Origin of the sequence: Sulfurospirillum multivorans DSM 12446 (assembly GCF_000568815.1) — a bacterium.
Classification (GTDB): Bacteria; Campylobacterota; Campylobacteria; order Campylobacterales; family Sulfurospirillaceae; genus Sulfurospirillum; species Sulfurospirillum multivorans.
Window position 1 is genome coordinate 2408301 of the sequence record NZ_CP007201.1, and the last position, 17876, is coordinate 2426176.

The 17876-nt window shown below is 43.8% G+C and carries 19 protein-coding genes; 5 read left to right on the plus strand and 14 right to left on the minus strand.

Annotated elements, in window-relative coordinates; all coding sequences use genetic code 11:
• Positions 1 to 9 precede the first annotated feature (9 nt).
• Both gmhB and SMUL_RS12450 read right to left on the minus strand, forming a co-directional pair.
• On the minus strand, positions 10 to 516 hold the full coding sequence (gene gmhB / locus SMUL_RS12445; protein WP_025345586.1) for a D-glycero-beta-D-manno-heptose 1,7-bisphosphate 7-phosphatase: 507 nt from the start codon (positions 514 to 516) through the stop codon (positions 10 to 12).
• Positions 517 to 1221: a tetratricopeptide repeat protein gene (locus SMUL_RS12450; protein WP_025345587.1), complete on the minus strand. Its 705-nt coding sequence runs from the start codon at positions 1219 to 1221 to the stop codon at positions 517 to 519.
• A 149-nt stretch (positions 1222 to 1370) separates the two neighbouring features.
• Here SMUL_RS12450 and SMUL_RS12455 point away from each other — a divergent pair, with 149 nt between their 5' ends.
• Positions 1371 to 1667, plus strand: coding sequence for a c-type cytochrome (locus SMUL_RS12455; RefSeq protein WP_025345588.1), 297 nt, complete (start codon positions 1371 to 1373; stop codon positions 1665 to 1667).
• Between the two features lie 143 nt (positions 1668 to 1810).
• Here SMUL_RS12455 and ccoS read toward each other — a convergent pair whose 3' ends face one another.
• Together ccoS and SMUL_RS12465 are read right to left on the minus strand one after the other, a co-directional pair.
• Positions 1811 to 2050: a cbb3-type cytochrome oxidase assembly protein CcoS gene (ccoS, locus tag SMUL_RS12460; RefSeq protein WP_025345589.1), complete on the minus strand. Its 240-nt coding sequence runs from the start codon at positions 2048 to 2050 to the stop codon at positions 1811 to 1813.
• Positions 2051 to 2052: 2 nt separating this feature from the next.
• Positions 2053 to 4476, minus strand: coding sequence for a heavy metal translocating P-type ATPase (locus SMUL_RS12465; RefSeq protein WP_025345590.1), 2424 nt, complete (start codon positions 4474 to 4476; stop codon positions 2053 to 2055).
• A gap of 243 nt (positions 4477 to 4719) precedes the next feature.
• Here SMUL_RS12465 and SMUL_RS12470 point away from each other — a divergent pair, with 243 nt between their 5' ends.
• Positions 4720 to 6138 carry an EAL domain-containing protein gene (locus SMUL_RS12470; RefSeq protein ID WP_025345591.1) on the plus strand — a complete coding sequence of 473 codons (1419 nt, stop codon included), beginning with the start codon at positions 4720 to 4722 and terminating at the stop codon, positions 6136 to 6138.
• On the opposite strand, the gene SMUL_RS12475 is transcribed toward SMUL_RS12470, so the two are convergent.
• Positions 6128 to 7024, minus strand: coding sequence for a DMT family transporter (locus SMUL_RS12475; RefSeq protein ID WP_025345592.1), 897 nt, complete (start codon positions 7022 to 7024; stop codon positions 6128 to 6130). The genes SMUL_RS12470 and SMUL_RS12475 overlap by 11 nt on opposite strands.
• 100 nt (positions 7025 to 7124) lie before the next feature.
• Here SMUL_RS12475 and SMUL_RS12480 point away from each other — a divergent pair, with 100 nt between their 5' ends.
• Both SMUL_RS12480 and tpx read left to right on the plus strand, forming a co-directional pair.
• Positions 7125 to 8294 (plus strand): HD-GYP domain-containing protein, encoded by a 1170-nt coding sequence (locus SMUL_RS12480; protein ID WP_025345593.1) that lies wholly within the window; start codon positions 7125 to 7127, stop codon positions 8292 to 8294.
• Between the two features lie 207 nt (positions 8295 to 8501).
• Positions 8502 to 9050, plus strand: coding sequence for a thiol peroxidase (gene tpx, locus SMUL_RS12485; RefSeq protein WP_025345594.1), 549 nt, complete (start codon positions 8502 to 8504; stop codon positions 9048 to 9050).
• On the opposite strand, the gene SMUL_RS12490 is transcribed toward tpx, so the two are convergent.
• Genes SMUL_RS12490 through SMUL_RS12500 form a run of 3 tightly spaced genes read right to left on the minus strand, consistent with a single transcriptional unit; the run spans position 9051 to position 10578 of the window.
• A complete protein-coding gene (locus tag SMUL_RS12490) occupies positions 9051 to 9299 on the minus strand; it encodes a hypothetical protein (RefSeq protein WP_025345595.1) in 249 nt (82 codons plus the stop codon).
• Positions 9296 to 9970 (minus strand): peptidoglycan editing factor PgeF, encoded by a 675-nt coding sequence (pgeF, locus tag SMUL_RS12495; protein WP_025345596.1) that lies wholly within the window; start codon positions 9968 to 9970, stop codon positions 9296 to 9298. Before pgeF ends, SMUL_RS12490 begins: the two co-directional genes overlap by 4 nt.
• Positions 9970 to 10578 (minus strand): riboflavin synthase, encoded by a 609-nt coding sequence (locus SMUL_RS12500; protein WP_025345597.1) that lies wholly within the window; start codon positions 10576 to 10578, stop codon positions 9970 to 9972. The genes pgeF and SMUL_RS12500 overlap by 1 nt, the downstream gene beginning before the upstream one ends.
• 164 nt (positions 10579 to 10742) lie before the next feature.
• On the opposite strand from SMUL_RS12500, the gene SMUL_RS16775 reads away from it, so the two are divergent.
• On the plus strand, positions 10743 to 12686 hold the full coding sequence (locus tag SMUL_RS16775) for a methyl-accepting chemotaxis protein (RefSeq protein WP_223809706.1): 1944 nt from the start codon (positions 10743 to 10745) through the stop codon (positions 12684 to 12686).
• A 12-nt stretch (positions 12687 to 12698) separates the two neighbouring features.
• On the opposite strand, the gene SMUL_RS12510 is transcribed toward SMUL_RS16775, so the two are convergent.
• Genes SMUL_RS12510 through SMUL_RS12535 form a run of 6 tightly spaced genes read right to left on the minus strand, consistent with a single transcriptional unit; the run spans position 12699 to position 17804 of the window.
• Complete coding sequence (locus SMUL_RS12510) at positions 12699 to 13628, minus strand: 5-oxoprolinase subunit C family protein (RefSeq protein ID WP_025345598.1); 930 nt, start codon at positions 13626 to 13628, stop codon at positions 12699 to 12701.
• Complete coding sequence (gene pxpB / locus SMUL_RS12515; protein WP_025345599.1) at positions 13625 to 14308, minus strand: 5-oxoprolinase subunit PxpB; 684 nt, start codon at positions 14306 to 14308, stop codon at positions 13625 to 13627. The genes SMUL_RS12510 and pxpB overlap by 4 nt, the downstream gene beginning before the upstream one ends.
• The gene (locus tag SMUL_RS12520; RefSeq protein ID WP_025345600.1) at positions 14305 to 15036 is read right to left on the minus strand and encodes a 5-oxoprolinase subunit PxpA; all 732 of its coding nucleotides are present in this window, start codon (positions 15034 to 15036) and stop codon (positions 14305 to 14307) included. Before SMUL_RS12520 ends, pxpB begins: the two co-directional genes overlap by 4 nt.
• Positions 15033 to 16367, minus strand: coding sequence for a TRAP transporter large permease (locus SMUL_RS12525; RefSeq protein WP_025345601.1), 1335 nt, complete (start codon positions 16365 to 16367; stop codon positions 15033 to 15035). Before SMUL_RS12525 ends, SMUL_RS12520 begins: the two co-directional genes overlap by 4 nt.
• A complete protein-coding gene (locus tag SMUL_RS12530) occupies positions 16357 to 16848 on the minus strand; it encodes a TRAP transporter small permease subunit (RefSeq protein WP_025345602.1) in 492 nt (163 codons plus the stop codon). The genes SMUL_RS12525 and SMUL_RS12530 overlap by 11 nt, the downstream gene beginning before the upstream one ends.
• The gene (locus SMUL_RS12535; protein WP_025345603.1) at positions 16845 to 17804 is read right to left on the minus strand and encodes a TRAP transporter substrate-binding protein; all 960 of its coding nucleotides are present in this window, start codon (positions 17802 to 17804) and stop codon (positions 16845 to 16847) included. The genes SMUL_RS12530 and SMUL_RS12535 overlap by 4 nt, the downstream gene beginning before the upstream one ends.
• Between the last annotated feature and the right edge of the window lie 72 nt (positions 17805 to 17876).

Here is a 17876-nt window from a genome sequence, read left to right on the forward strand (position 1 = left end):
TTCTTTTGATTATTTAATGAAATTAATTGTATCCAAAAGAAAATTAACGCAATATTTAGCCTTTGGTGAGTGCTCACATCCAAGAAGGATTGTCTGCTCAATCCCAGCCCCATGTGCCGCTTCGATGTCGCTTGGTTTATCGCCAATCATCCACGAGTGTGTCACATCAATATCAAACGCCTTAATAGCTTCTTCAAACATGCCACTTTTAGGCTTTCGACATGCACAATTTGTTTCTGGCGCATGCGGGCAGTGGTAAACCGCATCGATTGAGATCTTTACATGTAAAAGTTCTTGACGCATCCATGACGTTAGTTTTTGAAAGTCTTCTTCGCTGTAATACCCTCGTCCGATGCCTGACTGGTTGGTGACGATGATGAGCAGATACCCTAGTTTTTGAAAATGTCTCAACGCTTCAAAAACGCTTTCGCAAAATTCAAAATCTTCGATCTTAGAGACATAGGCTTTATCGATATTAATGACACCATCACGGTCTAAAAATACCGCCTTTTGCATCTATTCTCCCAACTCTCTGGTAATATCGCTGAGCAAATTGGTGTATTCCAAGTAACCAAACCTGTCTTTTTGGGCGATTAAAGCGTTTTTGGCTTTGGAAAAAAAGATCTTTGCCTCTTCGCGGTTTTTAAGATCGTATGCTAAAAATTTTCCCATGTAATAGTTCGCGTAAAGGTGCGTTGGCTCTTTGGCAAGCACTTTTTGAACCTCTTCAATCGCAGTGTAAATTTGTAAGTTTTTTTGAAGGGAAAGGGCGAGTTTGAGGCGAATCATATGCTGAAACCCATCCACTTGGATGCTTTTTTTGTACATTTGCGCGGCTTCATTGAAAATGCCCATTTCATAATAACCGTCACCAAGCTTATTCCAAATCTCTTTATCGTTGGTTTTCGCCGCTTGCTGTTTGAGGTTGGTCACTTTAAGCGCAAAAGGAAGTACCGTTGCAATACGGCTGTTTTGAACATTGTGCGGATCAATCGAGTAGGCATCGACTAAGATTTCAAAACCTTTGGCAATTTTGCCAAGTTTGAGGTAAATATTGGCAAGCTGAAGCATGCACGTTGTATTGGTTGGTTCACTGGCAAGAATGATTTCAATCGACTCTTTTGCTTTTTGTGTATCCGTACGTTCAACTTCACACACACTGTGCGTTGCACCCATTAAACCACTTAAAACACAGACCCATGCGACTATCCCTCGAAACAAATGAACCTCTATGCACTGTAAGATGGGCTCGATTATACCCAACTTTTACAGAAATGAAAATAGAACTTTCGATACGCAGGGAAAAACTAAGCAGGGTTAAAGTATGGTTGGTTATAATTTTTCACACACAACTTAAAAGGGGTATCTACGTGAAAAAAATTTGCACAATTTTAGCAATTGCGGCAGTAACAAGTTTGATGGCAGCCGATGGCGAAGCGATCTACAAATCGAAGTGTTTTTCCTGTCATGGAGACAAAGCTTCTAAAGCAGCCTTAAATAAATCACAAATCATTGCCGGTTGGGATGCAGCGAAAATTATTGCATCGGTTAATGGCTATAAAAATGGTGAGGGTGGCCCAATGAAAGGTGTCATGAAACCAATCGCAAGTGGTCTAAGCGAAGACGATCTTAAAGCCGTTTCTGCAACGATTGCTTCCTATAAGTAAGCCTATTATTACACGCTACAAGGGCAAAGCTCTTGTAGCTACGTTGCACTAGGCACTAAAGCTTGCCTCTTCGAGGCAGAGTTTGTTTTCGTTTTCTCTCACTTACTCAAATTCTTGCTTTTGGATCTCCACAGATCATCTTCTTAATCAGGAGGCGCATAGCCTTTCTCTCTTTTGTGCTTCTCTTTTAAAATATCGGCTTTTTTACGCTCCATCATGACCGCATCCCTCAAAGCTTCTTCACTGTCAAACTGCGCACCATCAATAAACTTTTTATGGTCATCAAATTGACCGCTACGAATGCCCCACAAAAGCGCCCACAAACCAAAAGCTCCTAAAAGTGTGGAAGCCCCTAGCATCATCCCAACAATCCAACCATCCATTCTTACGACCTTTTTAAAACGTTTTTAATACGCATTGAATTTCCAACCACCACCAAAGAGCTTAGCGACATCGAAAGTGCTGCGAAAAGAGGGATAACGTGTCCGCTCATTGCCAAAGGGATCGTGATGACATTGTACAGCAGGGAAAAGAGCAGATTCTCTTTGACCACGCGAAGGCTCTTGCGCGCTATCACAAAAGCTTCATACAAGCTATTGACACTGTCATTGGTCAGTACAACGTCGCTGACATCGACCGCGACATCCGCGCCACTTCCCATGGAAATGGCAATCTCGCTTTGAGAAAGGGCTAGCGTGTCGTTGATGCCATCTCCTGCCATGACCACTTTTTTACCCTGTTTGCGCAACGCTTCGATGTAGTCCGCTTTTTCATGCGGTAAAAGGGCGGCTTCATACACCTCAATGCCCACTTCTTTGGCTATCGCTTGGGTCACGCTGAGATGATCGCCACTGAGCATCACGATCTCAAGGCCGAGTTTTTTAAGCGCCTCAATGCTCTCACGCGCTCCTTCTTTCAAGCTGTCCCTGAGTCCAAAAATAGCCACTAAATTGCCATCGATGGCAAAAAAGTAGTGGCTTAAGGGTTCAAGCGTGGAAGGAATGTGAAGTTCAACACCCTCTTCGTACATCATTTTAGCATTGCCACCCAAAAGCGTATGCCCCTCAAAAAGAGCTTTCACCCCTTTGGCTTCCACGGTTTTGACCTGTTCTAAATGCTTTACATGTAAAGACTCCTCAGAGTCTTTCAGGAAGCTTGCAATGCCTTGACTGATGGGATGCGTGGAGCTAGAGACCAACGCGTACAAAAGGGAACGATCAAAACTTTGCACATACGCTGTTTCAACCACTTCTGGCTTGCCTTTGGTAATCGTTCCTGTTTTATCCAAAACGAGTGTGTCGCATTTTGCCATGCTCTCAATAAATCCCGCCTCTTTAAATAAAATGCCTCGCTTCGCCGCCAAACCAAGCCCCACCAAGGTTGCCACTGGCGTTGCTAAAGAGAGTGCGCACGGGCACGCAATCACGATTACTGAGATTGCAACGATCAAGCCTGTCTCAAAGGAACCACTCTGGTAAAACCAAAAAAGCAGGGTTGAAAACGCCAAAAAAAGAATGGTACGTGAGAAATACCCTGAAATTTGATTGGCGAGTTTTTCGATCTTTGGCTTTTTATTCATCGCATCTTCAAGCAAGGTGACCAATTTGGAGAGCATCGAAGAGGAGAACGTATTGGTCGCTTGGTAGCGAATGACACTGTCTAAACAGATGGAACCGCTGAGGATTTTATCGCCTTTTTGGGATAAAATGGGGATAGATTCGCCATTCAGCCTTGAGAGATCAAACGAGCCTTCTCCTTCTACAATGAGTCCATCGATCGCTACTTTATCGCCTGCTCGAACTTCAATGATCTCTCCAATTTCAACCGAATCCACACTCGTTAAAATCTTCTCATCACCTTTAATGATCATCACTTCACTCGGCATCGCACTTCCAAAAGCATCTAACGTATCGACCGCTTTTTTCTTCGTTAACACTTCTAAATACTTGCCTGCAAACACAAAGGTAATAATCATCGTCACCGAGTCAAAATAGACCTCAGCACTGCGCGTAAACATCGCGTAGAGCGAAAAAACATAGGTCAGTGTCGCACCCGTGGCAACCAAAAAATCCATCGTCACATAACGATGCTTGATGCCATAATACGCCCCTTTAAAATAGACAGAACCCGTGTAAAAGAGTGTAGGCGTTGCCAAAATAAACTCAGCAAAGTTCAAAATGCTTTTGATGTTGCTTTCCATACCTGTAAAATACCCCGCATACTGCGCAATGGCGATCCACATCACGTTCATCGTCGAAAAAACACCCACGAGCAGCTTGGAGTAGTACTCTCTGCGTTGTGCCGTAGCGCGCTCTTCTCCACTTTTAGGATCGTACGGATACGCGTTGTACCCGATGCTCCGAATCGTTTCAATGATCTGGGAAAGCTTAATAACCGCGCCATCCCAAACGATCTTGGCTTTGTGATTGGTGTAGTTGATGGAGACTTCAACAATGCCCTCTTGTTTGGAGAGCACTTTTTCATTCAGCCAGACGCACGCACTGCAATGAATACCTTCGATAATCAGCGCAATTTCATTCAAACCCTCTTTGTTTATTTTGACGTATTTAGAGATAAAACCATCTAAATCAAAGCGGCTGGTATCATCCAAGTTAACTTTAGGAGGCTCGAGTGTTGTTTCATCGCCCATTTTGGCGTAAAACGTATCGAGTCCTTCGTCTTTTAAGAGGTGGTAAACCCCTTGGCATCCTTTGCAACAAAAAAATTTGGGAGTTTCAAAAGTTGTATCTTGAAGTAACACAGAGGCGTTATATTCTAGATGACAGTGGTCGCAACGTCGTTTGCTCATAGTACTCTTTCATATTTTTTACACGCTTTTCAAGCAAAGCTTGAAAAACTACGCTAACCGCTATGGTACTGAAGCTTGCCTCATAGTGAGGCAGAAACTTTTTTTGTCATTAAATATTATTATAGCGTGACTTTTTTGTGATGAACCTGATAGAATGGTTGGCTTTATTTTTTTTTCAAAACCTTTGTGCTAAAGTGCGTCCTTACATGTAAGTGTACGCATCATTGGGTCAAGGGAAGGCGTTTGGAGAATACTAAAAAGCTCTATCTAAAAACAGGATTTTTTCTAACACTGATCTTATGCCCTATTTATATCGCTATTTCGTATCATTATACGTTTCTTGCGTATGCTTTGCTGAGTGTGATTAGTACGCTTTGCTTCTTTTTTGTTACAAAATTACAAAAAAGCAATGCCCATCTTCAAAGCGAACTGCGCAAAAATCTCTACATCGATCTCAACACGAAACTTCCCAATCGACTCAAGCTCTTAAAAGACAACAAAAAACTTGACCCCAACATTGATTCGACGTTGATTATTATCAACATTGACTCGTTTCAAAACACAAACAACTTTTACGGTCACAACTTTGGCGACAATTTTCTCAAAGTGATCGGTGAATGGCTTTTCCACAATCTTCCCCCCGTGGATGCCACCCTCTATAAATTTGAAGCCGACATTTACGCCATTTTGATTCGTGTCCCTTTTAGTGAATACAACCTCAAAAAATACCTCAAAAAGATCTCGATGAAAATCACCAAAGATCGCATCATTTGTGAAGAGGTTGAAGTCGATACAACACTTTCCATCGGCGCGCATCAAGGCAAAAAGAATATTCTTAAACTCGCTTCGATCGCCTGTAAAGAGGCTAAAAACAAACGCTTGCCCTATATGATTTATGAGAAAAGCAGCCTCAAAGAAGCAGAGTACCATCACAATATGATGATGAACCACACCCTCAAAGAAGCGCTTGCCAAAGACTACGTCATCCCTTTTTTCCAGCCCATTTTGAACCTTCACACCAATGAGATTGAGAAGTTTGAGACACTGATGCGGATCAAAAAAGAGGATGGAACCTACTATCTGCCTGCTGAGTTTTTAGACGTTGCGAAACACTCAAAGATCTACTCAAAACTTTCGATGGCATTGATTCAAAAGGCGTTTGAAACCTTTCAAATCTCCTCCAATAGCTTCTCCATCAACCTCTCTTACCTCGATATGACCAACCTTGTTACCACCACCTTCATCATCGAAAAGCTCGAAGAGTTTAATGTGGGACCTTGGGTTATTTTTGAGATTTTGGAGAGCGATGGTATTGAAAATTACGAAGCGATTGCCAAATTTATTGACCAAGTGAAGTCGTATGGGGCGAAGATTGCGATTGATGATTTTGGCTCAGGGTACTCCAATTTTGAACGATTGACGGAGCTTAGGGTTGATTTTATTAAGATTGATGGAAGTTTGATTAAAAATATCCATCAAAATGAAGAGACCAAGATTATCGTTAAGACGATCGTCAACTTTGCCAAAGAGCTCAACATCAAAACGATCGCAGAGTATGTTCACTCCAAAGAGGTTCTTGAGTGTGTTCAAGAGATCGGGATTGATTATGCGCAAGGCTTTTACATCGGCAAACCAAACCCTAAACTTCCCATCAATGCGTGAGAGCCTCTTTTTTCTTTACATGTAAACAGAGATAAATCCCACCAAAGATCAAAACAACGCCCCCTAAATGGTACCACTCTAAACGTTCCCCTAAAAAAATATAGGCTAAAAAACTGCCAAACAGTGGCATCAAATGGGTAAATTGCCCTGTTTTATAGGCTCCAATGTGCGCAATGCCTTTGTGCCACAGGTAATACGAAAGAATCGACGTAAAAATCACCACATACGCAATCACCCACGTGTACTGCGTGATAATCGCCATTTCGCGCTCCAAAGAGTACCCTTGCGCCACGTAAAAGGGTAAAAGCATGGGCACACCCAAACTCACCGTGGTGATAAAAAACTCCATACTGCTCAAGCTTTGAGGGCGAAATTTGACCAAAACACTGTAACTCGCCCAACAAAGCGATGAAGCGATCACCCAAAAATCACCAGGATTGAGACTTAAAGAGTGAAGGCTCATCACATTGCCTTTGAGCACTAAAAAGACGACACCCAGCGTTGAGAGCACGATGCCTAACATCTGCTTGTGTGAGATGGTGGATTTGAGGATCAGCGAAGAGAGAAACACAATGATGATGGGAATGGAGGAGTTAATCAGCAGCGCATTCGTTGCGGTTGTGTGTTGTAAACCAACGTATAAAAGTGTATTAAAACTCGCAATACCAAGGGCTGAGAGGAGAAGTAAAATGCCAAAATAGCTTTTTAGTGCTGCCCAAATACGCTTTACATGTAAGAGTAAAAACGGAAACATCAGAAGCCAAACACCCAGCCATCTAAAAAACGCTAACTCTAAGGGCTCAATAGCGCCTGCGACAAAACGCCCGAGGACAAAGTTGGCGGACCAAAAGAGTACACACAACACCAAAAGTAGATAAACGTGCATTTTCATCCTTTTTATGAAGCGTGATTATAACAAATATAACGCCATTGCAACAGATCAGGGGTAGACTTTTAATCATGAAAGATCTTTTAAGGAGGATCCAATGCTGTACCAACTTAATGTGCGAGAACTCACCTACGTGCTCTGCGAAGCACTTGATTATGTAGGAATTGATGACATCATGCACGGCAAACGTGTCGCGTACATTGCGTGTGAAATCGGTAAACAACTGGGCTGGAGAGAGTCAAAACTTGATAAAGTGATGATGATGGCGATGCTGCATGATTGTGGGGTTTCATCCACGGGCGTACATCATGCAATTGTGAGTCAATTAGATTGGGAAGATTCTTACGTGCATTGCGCCAAAGGGGCTAGTTTACTCAAAGAAGTGCCTCTTTACAGCGATTATGTCGAGGTCATCGCGTTTCATCACACCCATTGGAAAGCATTCTGTCCCTATGTCAATGAAGAGATCAAACTCTACGCCAATCTGATTTATCTAGCGGATCGTATTGATGCGCTGCGTTCTCAATTTGGAGCGCATCTGTACCACGAAAAAGAGACGATTCGTTCCATCATTCAACATCATACACCTTCGATGTTTTCGCCCCTGCTCTGCGATGCGTTCAAAGAGGCGTCTCACACGGAATTTTTTTGGTACTATTTAGAATCAACGGCACTGCCGTATTACTTCAAAGAGTGGGTTGATCAAGGCGAAATTCAAGCAGTACCCTTTGATATTTTGAAAAAAATAGCTTTAATGTTTTCAGGTATCGTCGATGCAAAAGAGTCGATGCAAAAAGAGCGCACCTTAAATGTGGCGTCTCTTGCGCGCTACATTGCGCGCCTTGCAGGACTTTCGTTGCGTGACCAAGAGTGTCTCGAACTCTCCGCACTCTTGCACGATCTAGGCAAACTGCGCATTCCAGATAACATTGCCACCAAAACAGCGCCATTGAGTGATGAAGAGTCTATTCATCTGCGACGCCAAGGATTTGATGCGCAGATTATTTTAGGGCAGATCAAAGGGTTTGAAAAAATTGCTAAGATCGTCGCCATGCACCACGAGCCGCTCTATAGCAAACGACTCTTTCCCACCAAAAGCGAAACGTATGCCACACCCCTAGAAGTCACCATTTTAACCATTGCGACGACCTTTGAGCGTGGGCAGAGCGAAGAAGCGTCTGTGTTGCTTGAACAGATGGTGGAAACGTATCAGTTGGAAAAGAGCATTATCTCAAACGTCGAAGCTTACTGCTCACTTTCATCGTGACACGTTTTTAAAGCAAAGCTTTAAAGACTACGTTAACACTGAGTAATGCTTGGCGCAATGCCCACGCACCCTTGGTGCTTTTTACTTCTGTTTTGCAAAAAGTCTATTGCTTTCTCAGTCAAATTCTCTAACTTTTTAAATTAAGAGTTGATTTATCCGAGTTAGCTATAATTTTCACATCTATATATCTTTTCTAAAGGAAACACCATGGCATCAACCAAACTCAAAGGCAATTCAGTAGCGCTATCAGGCACAGAAATTAACGTTGGCGATAAAGCACCCGTTGTTACACTTGTAGCAAAAGACCTCAGTGAAATCAAAGTCGGTGGCGCAAGCGAGAAAACGCAAATCATCGTCATCGTTCCTTCACTTGACACAGCCGTCTGTGCACAAGAGACACGTACGTTTAACACCAAAGCTGCGGCTATGTCTGACGCAACTGTCATTGTTGCTTCGATGGACCTTCCTTTTGCAATGGGACGTTTCTGTACCACAGAGGGCATTGAAAACCTTCAAGTTGGTAGTGACTTTAGAGACAAAGCACTTGCAAGCGCGTATGGCGTTTTAATCGCGGATGGCCCACTTAAAGGTCTAAGTGCAAGAGCTATTTTTGTTGTGAGTAAAGAGGGAAAAGTGATTTACAAAGAGATCTGCCCTGAAATTACCGAAGAGCCAAACTACGAAGGCGCACTTTGCGCACTTAAAGAGACTTCAGTTCCAAGTGACGGACACAAATGCGGTTGTGGCGCACGCTAATTAGCTAACTCTTGCTTCCTCTTGTGTCTGCCAAAGCCATGAGAGGAGCTTCTTCATGTGATCCACTTGCTGCGCATCGATCTTTTCTTCAGGTAGTGTTAAAATCATCTCCATCAACGCTCTGTTTTGTAAAAAAGCGATATTGTACAGCGCTCCTTTTTCCATAATCTTTTCTAAAAAAGCCCTGTTTTCAAGCTCCGCAACACTCTTTTGCACACGTTGATAGTGCGACAATCCTCTGTTTATCATAACGCAATCACTCCTGCAAAACGTCCTGTGATTTTATCTCTTCGGTAGGAAAAATAGTGGCTATCGCAACAAGTACACACCTCTGAAATCATTATATTTTCCCGCTTGATGCCCATGTCCAAAAACGCTTGAAGATTGGCACCTTGCAAATCCAAAAAGTATTTTCCACTCTTTACATGTAACGCTGTTTCAAATCCTTGGGTTGCCTCGTATCCCACTTCATAACAGCACGAACGAATCGAAGGTCCCATCCAAATGGTAAGCTCTTCCATTCGTGTCCCAAAGCTTTCAGCCATTGTACGAGCACACTTTGGCCCAACCTGTAAAAGCGTTCCAACCCTCCCCGCATGCGCCACACCAATGGCGTGATGCCTTTCATCGTAGTACAAAATAGGAATGCAATCTGCCACCATCACCGCAAGCGCGATGTCTGAGAGATCGGTGATCATCGCATCACACGTTGGCATCTCATCGCCACGGTGGATCTGCGTGATCGTATCACCATGCACTTGATCCATAAACACCAATTTTGAAACGCCCAGCTTTGCTTTTAAAATCTCCCGATTTTGGTTTACATGTAAAGCCGTATCGTTTACATGTAATCCAAAATTAAGACTCTCAAACGGCGCTTCGCTCACACCTTCAAAGCGGTTGGTAAAAAAATGCTGCATCAATAAATCGCCATAATGCGATCCACGCTGTTCCAGTCGAGTCCCTCTTTTTTAGAAAACATGTGATGAAGGTAGCGTGCAAACATATCGGTCTCCACATTCACACGTCGCCCTAGTTTATACGTGCCAATCAATGTCTGCGCTAATGTGTGTGGAATGATTGTCAAACGGAAACTTTTTTCGTTCACATCATTCACCGTCAAACTCACGCCATCGATGGTAATGCTCCCCTTTGGAATCACATAAATGAGCTGTTTTGTAGGAATACTCACCTCAATGTCCAGCCCATTTTCTTTTTGATTCAGCTTCTCAATCACACCCACACAATCCACATGCCCTTGCACCATATGCCCATCAAGTCGGTCTCCCAAAGCAAGGGCTGGTTCAATATGCACCTTACCTTTCAGGTTTTCAACCGCCAGCAAAGATCGACTCTCCTGTGAGAGTTCCACGCTAAACCCACCTTCAAAAAGGGAGATAACGGTCAAGCACGCACCATTAATCGCAATGCTATCGCCAATTTTAGGTTTATACGTCGCACGAAGCGTTAAAATAGGAGTGGTATAGCTGAGCACTTCTGCAAATTCTCGAATCAACCCTGTAAACATTTTTTAACCTTTTTACTCTTTCTGTACTTTTATTATAACGCTTTTATCATTGAACTATTCTAAGAGAGCAAAAGCCCTAAAAAAGGCATTTCAAAAAGTTTTTCTTAAAAAAATATTAGTATAATCGTTTAAAATGTTCTTGCAGGAGATACCGTTATGAAGAATTGGACAATTGCGCAAAAGATTTACATTCCTCTCTTTGGAGGGCTCTTTATTGGACTTATTCTGATACTTTTTACGTCATATCTAAGCATTCAAGGGATCGAGAAAGACGTGTTGCCAAAGAAAAAGGCGAACTCAGTGTCTATGTCAAAAATCAACTCGAAGCCCAATACGACGTTGCGCTGACCAACGCGATTACCATTGCGTCTAATTACTACGTGATCGAATCACTTCTCAACAATGACCGTGACATTGCCATCAAAGGGCTTAAAGAGCTGACCAAGCTCTACAAAGAGAAGACCGATTTTAAAGAGGCGCAGATTCACATTCACACGCAAGACATTAAAAGTTTTCTCAGAGAGTGGATGCCCAAAAAATTTGGTGATGACCTCTCGGGTTTTCGTCATACCATCAAAAAAGTCAAAGAGACCAAACAGCCACTCACCGCCATCGAAATGGGTGTTGCGGGCATGTCGTTGCGAGGTGTTGCTCCCATTGTCAAAGATAACGCGTATTTAGGTTCTGTCGAATTTATCGACACCTTTGATGCCGCGGTTCAAAATGCCAAAGACGATATTGGGGCGAGTGTGCTCTTTTTGACCGAGAAAAAACAGCTCAACCTCAGCGCCACCGCTAAAGACGCACTTCTTGCCAAAGACACCGCCCTTTCTCAGAAAAAAGAGATCACCGATATGAAACTCTTTGAAGAGATCAAAGACCTTGATCTTAACGCTAAAGGTGCTAGCTTTTTTACCCCCTCTTATTTTGTCGTCAGAGACGAGCTCAAAGCCTTTGATGGAAGCAAAGCAGGTGAAGTGTTAATCGCTAAAAAAATTACTGCCGTCAAAGCGGTTGTGCATGAAGCGCAATCGGCTGTGATTAAGCTCATCATGACGATGGCGATCATTACACTACTGGTTATGGCGATGCTGATCGTGACGCTTAAAAAATCGGTGATTGCCCCTGTTAAAGAGCTTAAAATGCGCGCTGAAAACCTCTCCAGTGGCGATGGCGATCTGACCAAAAAAATGGAGATCAAAAGTGGCGATGAGATAGGTCTCACCTCCATTGCCTTTAACCTTTTCATCGATAAAGTCAGAAATACCGTGAGCATGGCAAAATCTTCGAGCAATGAGAATGCCTCCGTTGCCAATGAACTCAGCTCCACAGCCCTTGAAGTCGGGCGTAGAGCAGAAGAGACCTCGTTGATCGTCAATGCAACCAATGACATGTCTCGCACCATCAAAGAAGAGCTATCCCTCTCACTGCAAAAAGCCAAACAGTCTGAAGTAGAGATCTCCGAAGCGCATACAAAGCTGACAAATGCTAAAAATCAGATCTTAAAACTTGCCAACCACGTAGAGACCAGTGCGAGCACCGAAGTGGAATTGGCACGCCAAATTTCACAGCTGAGCAATGATGCAGACCAAGTTAAAGGGGTTTTAACGGTGATCTCCGACATCGCCGATCAAACCAATTTACTCGCTCTCAATGCCGCCATCGAAGCGGCGCGTGCGGGGGAACATGGTCGAGGCTTCGCCGTGGTTGCCGATGAAGTCCGTAATTTAGCCGAACGTACGCAAAAAAGCCTCACAGAGATCAACGCGACGATCAATGTCATTGTCCAAGCGATTAATGACGCCAGTGATCACATGAAGGTCAATTCACAAAGCATGGAAAACCTGACGAAAATTGCGACGGAAGTGGAGAAAAACATCAACGAAACCGCCGTGATTATGGACAATGCAACCGTTTCGAGTGAAAACACCGTGCATGATTATATTAACACGGGTAAAAAGATTGATGACATTGTCATTAAAATCGAAGAGATCAACACGATTACGGTGAGCAACACGCGCAGTATGGAAGAGGTCAGCAGTGCAACCGAGCATCTCAGCGACCTCACCGAAAAGCTCAACAACGTTTTAGGAAATTTTAGAACTTAGAGGCAAGAAGCATTACGCTTCTTGCGCTTTAAAAAAGGTGTAAAAGGCTCTCATTGCCCTTTGCGCCTCCTTCAAACTTACCTCTTTAAACTTCACGTTTCCACCCGCTTTGAGTTGCGCGAGTTTAAAACAGTCCACGGCGATAACGGAGCCGATTTTAGGATACCCCCCAATCGTTTGGCGCTCTTTTAACAGCACGATCGGCTCACCATGGCTGGGCACTTGCACCGCACCATAACAGATGGGCTCGGAGAGAATTCCTGTGTGAGTGGGCACAACTTTTTCGCCACTGAGACGGTACCCCATGCGATCGCCCTCGCCTTTGAAGGTATACACACTGTTGAAAAATGTCTCTTGCGATTTGGGATCAAACATCGCTTCTTGGTAGCCTTTGACCAGACGCACGGTGATGGTATCAGGGTATTTTGGGATAAATTTTCGCTCCAGTTTTCGTCGATCCACAGGACACCTGTTTCCAAAGGTGTGCAACAGATCTCCACTTTTGAGCTTACGTCCTTCAACCCCTCCCAACCCCTCTTTCAAACTGGTGGAATAACTTCCATACGCAAAAGGCGTTTGAAATCCTCCCGCAACGGCGATGTAGGCAAATTGCCCTTCGTTGGCAAAATCAAAGGCAATCACATCCCCACGCCTCAGCAGATGGGTCTGCCACAAGGCGATCTTATGTCCGTTACATGTAGGCTGCATATTAGCCCCACAAATCGCGATGCACATCTCGCTTCTGGCTTTAAACGAAGCACCGCCCATGGCGATCTCAATGGCAGGTGTGTTAAACGCATTGCCCACAAGAAGATTCGCATACCCAAATGCCATCTCATCCATCGCACCACTTTGCGTCAAGCCAATGTCACTAAAACCCCGACGCCCCGCATCTTGAATCGAGCTTTGAAGTCCGCCGTTTTCAACGATAAAACCGTTCATAGCTCACCTCCTAGCTTTAAAAATTCCTCTTTGGAGATGGATTCATAGCGGACATGATCGCCTACATGTAAAAGGGAAAGCCCCTCATACGAAGCATCAAACATCGCCGTGGGGGTTCGCCCCAGCACTTTCCAGCCTCCTGGGCTTTGAGTAGGATACACCGCGGTTTGGCGATCGGCAATGGAGACACTGCCTTTGGGAACCGCCTTTCTTGGACTCGCTAAACGGGGCGTCGCCAAACGTTCATCGATCTCGCCAAGGTAGGCAAATCCTGGTGCAAACCCAATCGCATAGACCGTGTACAACCCTTTTACATGTAAAGCGATAATCTCCTCCACACTGAGGTTTTTTTCCTGCGCCAACAGCTCCAAATCAAGCCCAACTTCACGCCCATAATAGACCGGAATCGTGATAATTTTAGGCTCGCTAAGGGTAAGCGCTTCTGCTTGATGGATGCTATTTTCGATGATCTCACAGACCGTATCAAAATCAAAACGCATCACATCGTAACTCACCATCAACGACGCGTAGGAGGGAATGATCTCGTAAAAGCCTTCTTGGTTCTTTGCTTTAAGCGCTTGATAGGCTTTTTGCACCTCTTGGGAGATCAAAGGATCGATTGTGGTTCCAAAATAGACAATAGCGGACGATTCTGAGGCAATGGCATAACGTCTACTCACATGCTTTTCCTAAGGGTTTCTACCATGGTAACGGCTTCTTCATTGTCGCCATGCACACATAAGGTATCGGCTCGAAGAGCGATCTTTTTCCCCGAAATCGTCTCTAGAACGCTCTCTTTTTGAAGCAGTTTCAAACGCTCAATGACTGTTTGAACGTCATGCAACACGGCACCTTTTTGCGTTCTTGGTACTAAAAGACCGTTATCATCGTACGCACGATCGGCAAACACTTCATAGATCAGCTCTAAGCCAAGCTCTTTGGCAATCGCTTCTTGCTTGGAAGTATCCACCATGGAGAGAATCATCAGTTTGAGTTTTGGATTTACCCGCGCTACGGCGGTTGCTACGGCTTTAAAGATGCGCTCATCTTTCATCATATCGTTGTAAAGCCCACCGTGCGGTTTGACGTAGGAAAGTGTTGCGCCATTGGCCGTTGCAAAGCCTTGGAGTGCGCCAATTTGGTAAATCACCATCGACTCAACTTCATCCAAAGAGCAAACCATGCTTCGTCTACCAAACCCCATCAAATCAGGATACGCAGGGTGCGCACCAATGCTCACGCCATGCTTCAACGCCAATTTAATGGAACGATCCATGATGAGCGGATCTCCCGCATGAAACCCACAGGCAAAATTTGCCATATCGACATAAGGCATTATCGCCTCATCCAACCCCATTTTCCACGAGCCAAAACTCTCGCCCGCATCACAGTTTAATTTTATACTCATCCGATCATCCTATTGGGTAAATAAAAGACTATTTCTGGGAACAATGTTACCATAGCCGTAATTAAAACCATTATAAGGAAAAAGGGCATTGTTGCTCGAATAATAAAGCCTATTTTTTCACCAGAGATGCTCTGAATGACAAAAAGGGAAAAGCCAACAGGCGGTGTGATCTGTGCCATCTCCACCATAAAAACTAAAAAGATGCCAAACCAAAGGGCATCAAACCCTGCCAACGTGACAATAGGAAGGACTATAGGCAGTGTCATAACGACCATGGAGATGCCATCTAACATCATCCCAAGAATGATATACATGATCGCTATAACCACAACAAGCATCAAAGGCGTTAACCCCATAGAAGCGATAAATTCACTGATGGCACGCGCAATACCTAAAAAACCGACGACTTGCGATAAAAAGCCCGCTCCTGCGATGATGAAGCTGATCATGACCGTGGTTTTAATGGTATTGGCAAGCGCTATTTTGAATATAGCAAAACTAAAGCTTTTAAAATAGAGCGCAAGTAAGATCGAAAAAAACACTCCCAAAGCCGCGGCTTCCGTTGGTGTAGCAATACCAGCATAGATACTTCCAATCACCACGGTAATGAGTAGTAACACGGGGAAAAGCTCTTTAAGAGACGCCGCTCTTTGCGCCCAGGTGAAGTGTTCTTTGCTGGCAGGAACAACACCTTTATCCAAAAATGCCACCACCATAATATAAAGAGAATACGACGTTGCCAGTAAAAGACCAGGAAGGATGCCTGCAATAAACAGTCGACCAATAGAGACATCCGCTAAAACGCCGTAAATAATCATAATAAGACTCGGAGGAATCAAAAAGCCTAGCGTTCCACTGCCAGCCAGTGAGCCAAGGGCTAGAGATTTGCTGTAGCCTCTTTTATGCAATTCATCCAATGTGATCTTTCCAACCGTTGCTGTGGTCGCCGCAGATGAGCCAGAAACAGCCGCAAAGAGGGAACATGCCGCCACATTGATGTGCAGTAATCGCCCAGGAACACTGCTAAGCCAAGGGACCAAACCATTAAAAAGTTTGTTGGAGATAGAAGAGTAGTGCAAAAGCTCACCCATTAAAATAAACATCGGCAAGGATGCAAGCGACCATGAATTCATAGAATCATAAATAGAACCCGCAAGTAAATTGCCTATCTTGTTGATAATACTAATGGCAGGAGGAAGGTGATGGTCATAAATGAGCATTCCAAAAATACCTGTGAGAAAAAGTGATGCCCCAATCCAAATAGATGAGAGTAAAAAGAGAAACATAACACCAATCAGCACAGCGGATAATAATAGTGGATCAGCAATCATGATGTCCCATCCTTTGGAGTATAAATGCAATCACCGCCATACTAAACAGTGCAAAACCTAAAGGCAGTGCCAGTTGGGGTATAAAAAGTGGGGTAGCCGATACTCCCTCAGAAACAACGCCTGTTTGGTATGAATCCCATGCCAGCAATACTGTACGATAAAAAATAAACAAAAGTAACCCAACGGTGCTCAGACCAGCAAAGATATCAACCCAAGAAGAAGCTTTGGTCGATAATTTAGCCGTCAGAAAGGTAATACGAATATGCCCATCTCGTAAAAACGTATGCCCAAAACCAAAACAGACAAGGGCTAAGTAGAGATATCCACTGTACTCATCCGCACGCATCGTCGAGGTGTTAAAAAAATAACGCAAGGTTATCTCGACCAAGATCAAAGCCACAAGCATGATCAATAATGTTGAAGCGATAAAAACTCCCCCAAGGGAGAGTTTTCGCGCAGTCTCAATGAAAAAATGTCTCATTGTTTTTTATATTCCGTAAAGATTTTTTTGATCATTGGATCAGCATCCATCAGATACGCATCCAGCATTTTTTGAGCAACCGCATCCAACTCTTTTTTAAGCTCAGGGCTTGCCTCTGTGATCTTAACGCCATTATCGGAGATCAATTTTAGTGCTACAGCATCTTCTGTTTTACTGGCTTCCCACTGCGATTTTTCAATTTTCTCAGCCGCTTTTAACAGCGCATCTTGTTGTGCTTTATCTAAGCTTTTCCAGTAATCTAGGTTAATCGTCACGGCTTGCAATGGATAGGCATAGTTAATTTTTGTAAAATCACTCAAAACTTCCCAAAATTTTCCATCTTTTCCAGAAGCCGAAGAGGTGACCACTGAATTTACCATGCCCGTGCTAAGTGCTGAATAAACTTCACCCCATGGCAATGCCACAGAACTTCCTCCCACTATGGTGATAAAATCAGCCGAGTTTTTATCGTAAGTTCTGGTTTTAAGATCACTAAAATCCGCTTTAGTATTCATCGGTTTTTTAGTGTAGAGCCCACTCGGCGGCCAAGAGACGGCGTAGAGCATTTTTTGATTCCATGTGGCGGCGGCTTTTTCATACGCAGGCTTTGAGATTTGATAGAGTTTATACGCGTCATCATAAGAATGTGCTACAAACGGTAACGCAGAAATACCAAACACCTTACCTCCACCTGCTGTGAAAGGGATGAACATATCTGTCATGGCAACCGTGCCATCTTTGACCGCTTGAAGCGGGCTACCTTTCACCAGTGAGCCTCCCGCATGAACCGTGATTTTCACACTGCCTTTGGTGTACTCATCCACCAACGCTGCAAACTGTTCTGCACCCTTTGTATGGACGTTGTTTGCTCCATAAATGGCGTTAAGATCCATTTTAATTGTGGCCGCCATCAAGGCGCCAACCGTACATGAAAGAAGAACCAATTTTCGTAACATACTGCACTCCTTAAAAAAGTTTTGAACACATCTTAACAGAGTGCGGTGAGAAAAAAGTGGGGAAAAAAGAGC

Coding starts and splice junctions, on each gene's coding strand:
- gmhB (WP_025345586.1), bottom strand. CDS start 516: ATGCAAAAGGCGGTATTTTTAGACCGTGATGGTGTCATTAATATCGAT.
- ccoS (WP_025345589.1), bottom strand. CDS start 2,050: ATGGATGGTTGGATTGTTGGGATGATGCTAGGGGCTTCCACACTTTTA.
- SMUL_RS12465 (WP_025345590.1), bottom strand. CDS start 4,476: ATGAGCAAACGACGTTGCGACCACTGTCATCTAGAATATAACGCCTCT.
- SMUL_RS12475 (WP_025345592.1), bottom strand. CDS start 7,024: ATGCACGTTTATCTACTTTTGGTGTTGTGTGTACTCTTTTGGTCCGCC.
- SMUL_RS12480 (WP_025345593.1), top strand. CDS start 7,125: ATGCTGTACCAACTTAATGTGCGAGAACTCACCTACGTGCTCTGCGAA.
- tpx (WP_025345594.1), top strand. CDS start 8,502: ATGGCATCAACCAAACTCAAAGGCAATTCAGTAGCGCTATCAGGCACA.
- SMUL_RS12490 (WP_025345595.1), bottom strand. CDS start 9,299: ATGATAAACAGAGGATTGTCGCACTATCAACGTGTGCAAAAGAGTGTT.
- pgeF (WP_025345596.1), bottom strand. CDS start 9,970: ATGCAGCATTTTTTTACCAACCGCTTTGAAGGTGTGAGCGAAGCGCCG.
- SMUL_RS12500 (WP_025345597.1), bottom strand. CDS start 10,578: ATGTTTACAGGGTTGATTCGAGAATTTGCAGAAGTGCTCAGCTATACC.
- SMUL_RS12510 (WP_025345598.1), bottom strand. CDS start 13,628: ATGAACGGTTTTATCGTTGAAAACGGCGGACTTCAAAGCTCGATTCAA.
- SMUL_RS12520 (WP_025345600.1), bottom strand. CDS start 15,036: ATGAGTATAAAATTAAACTGTGATGCGGGCGAGAGTTTTGGCTCGTGG.
- SMUL_RS12525 (WP_025345601.1), bottom strand. CDS start 16,367: ATGATTGCTGATCCACTATTATTATCCGCTGTGCTGATTGGTGTTATG.
- SMUL_RS12530 (WP_025345602.1), bottom strand. CDS start 16,848: ATGAGACATTTTTTCATTGAGACTGCGCGAAAACTCTCCCTTGGGGGA.
- SMUL_RS12535 (WP_025345603.1), bottom strand. CDS start 17,804: ATGTTACGAAAATTGGTTCTTCTTTCATGTACGGTTGGCGCCTTGATG.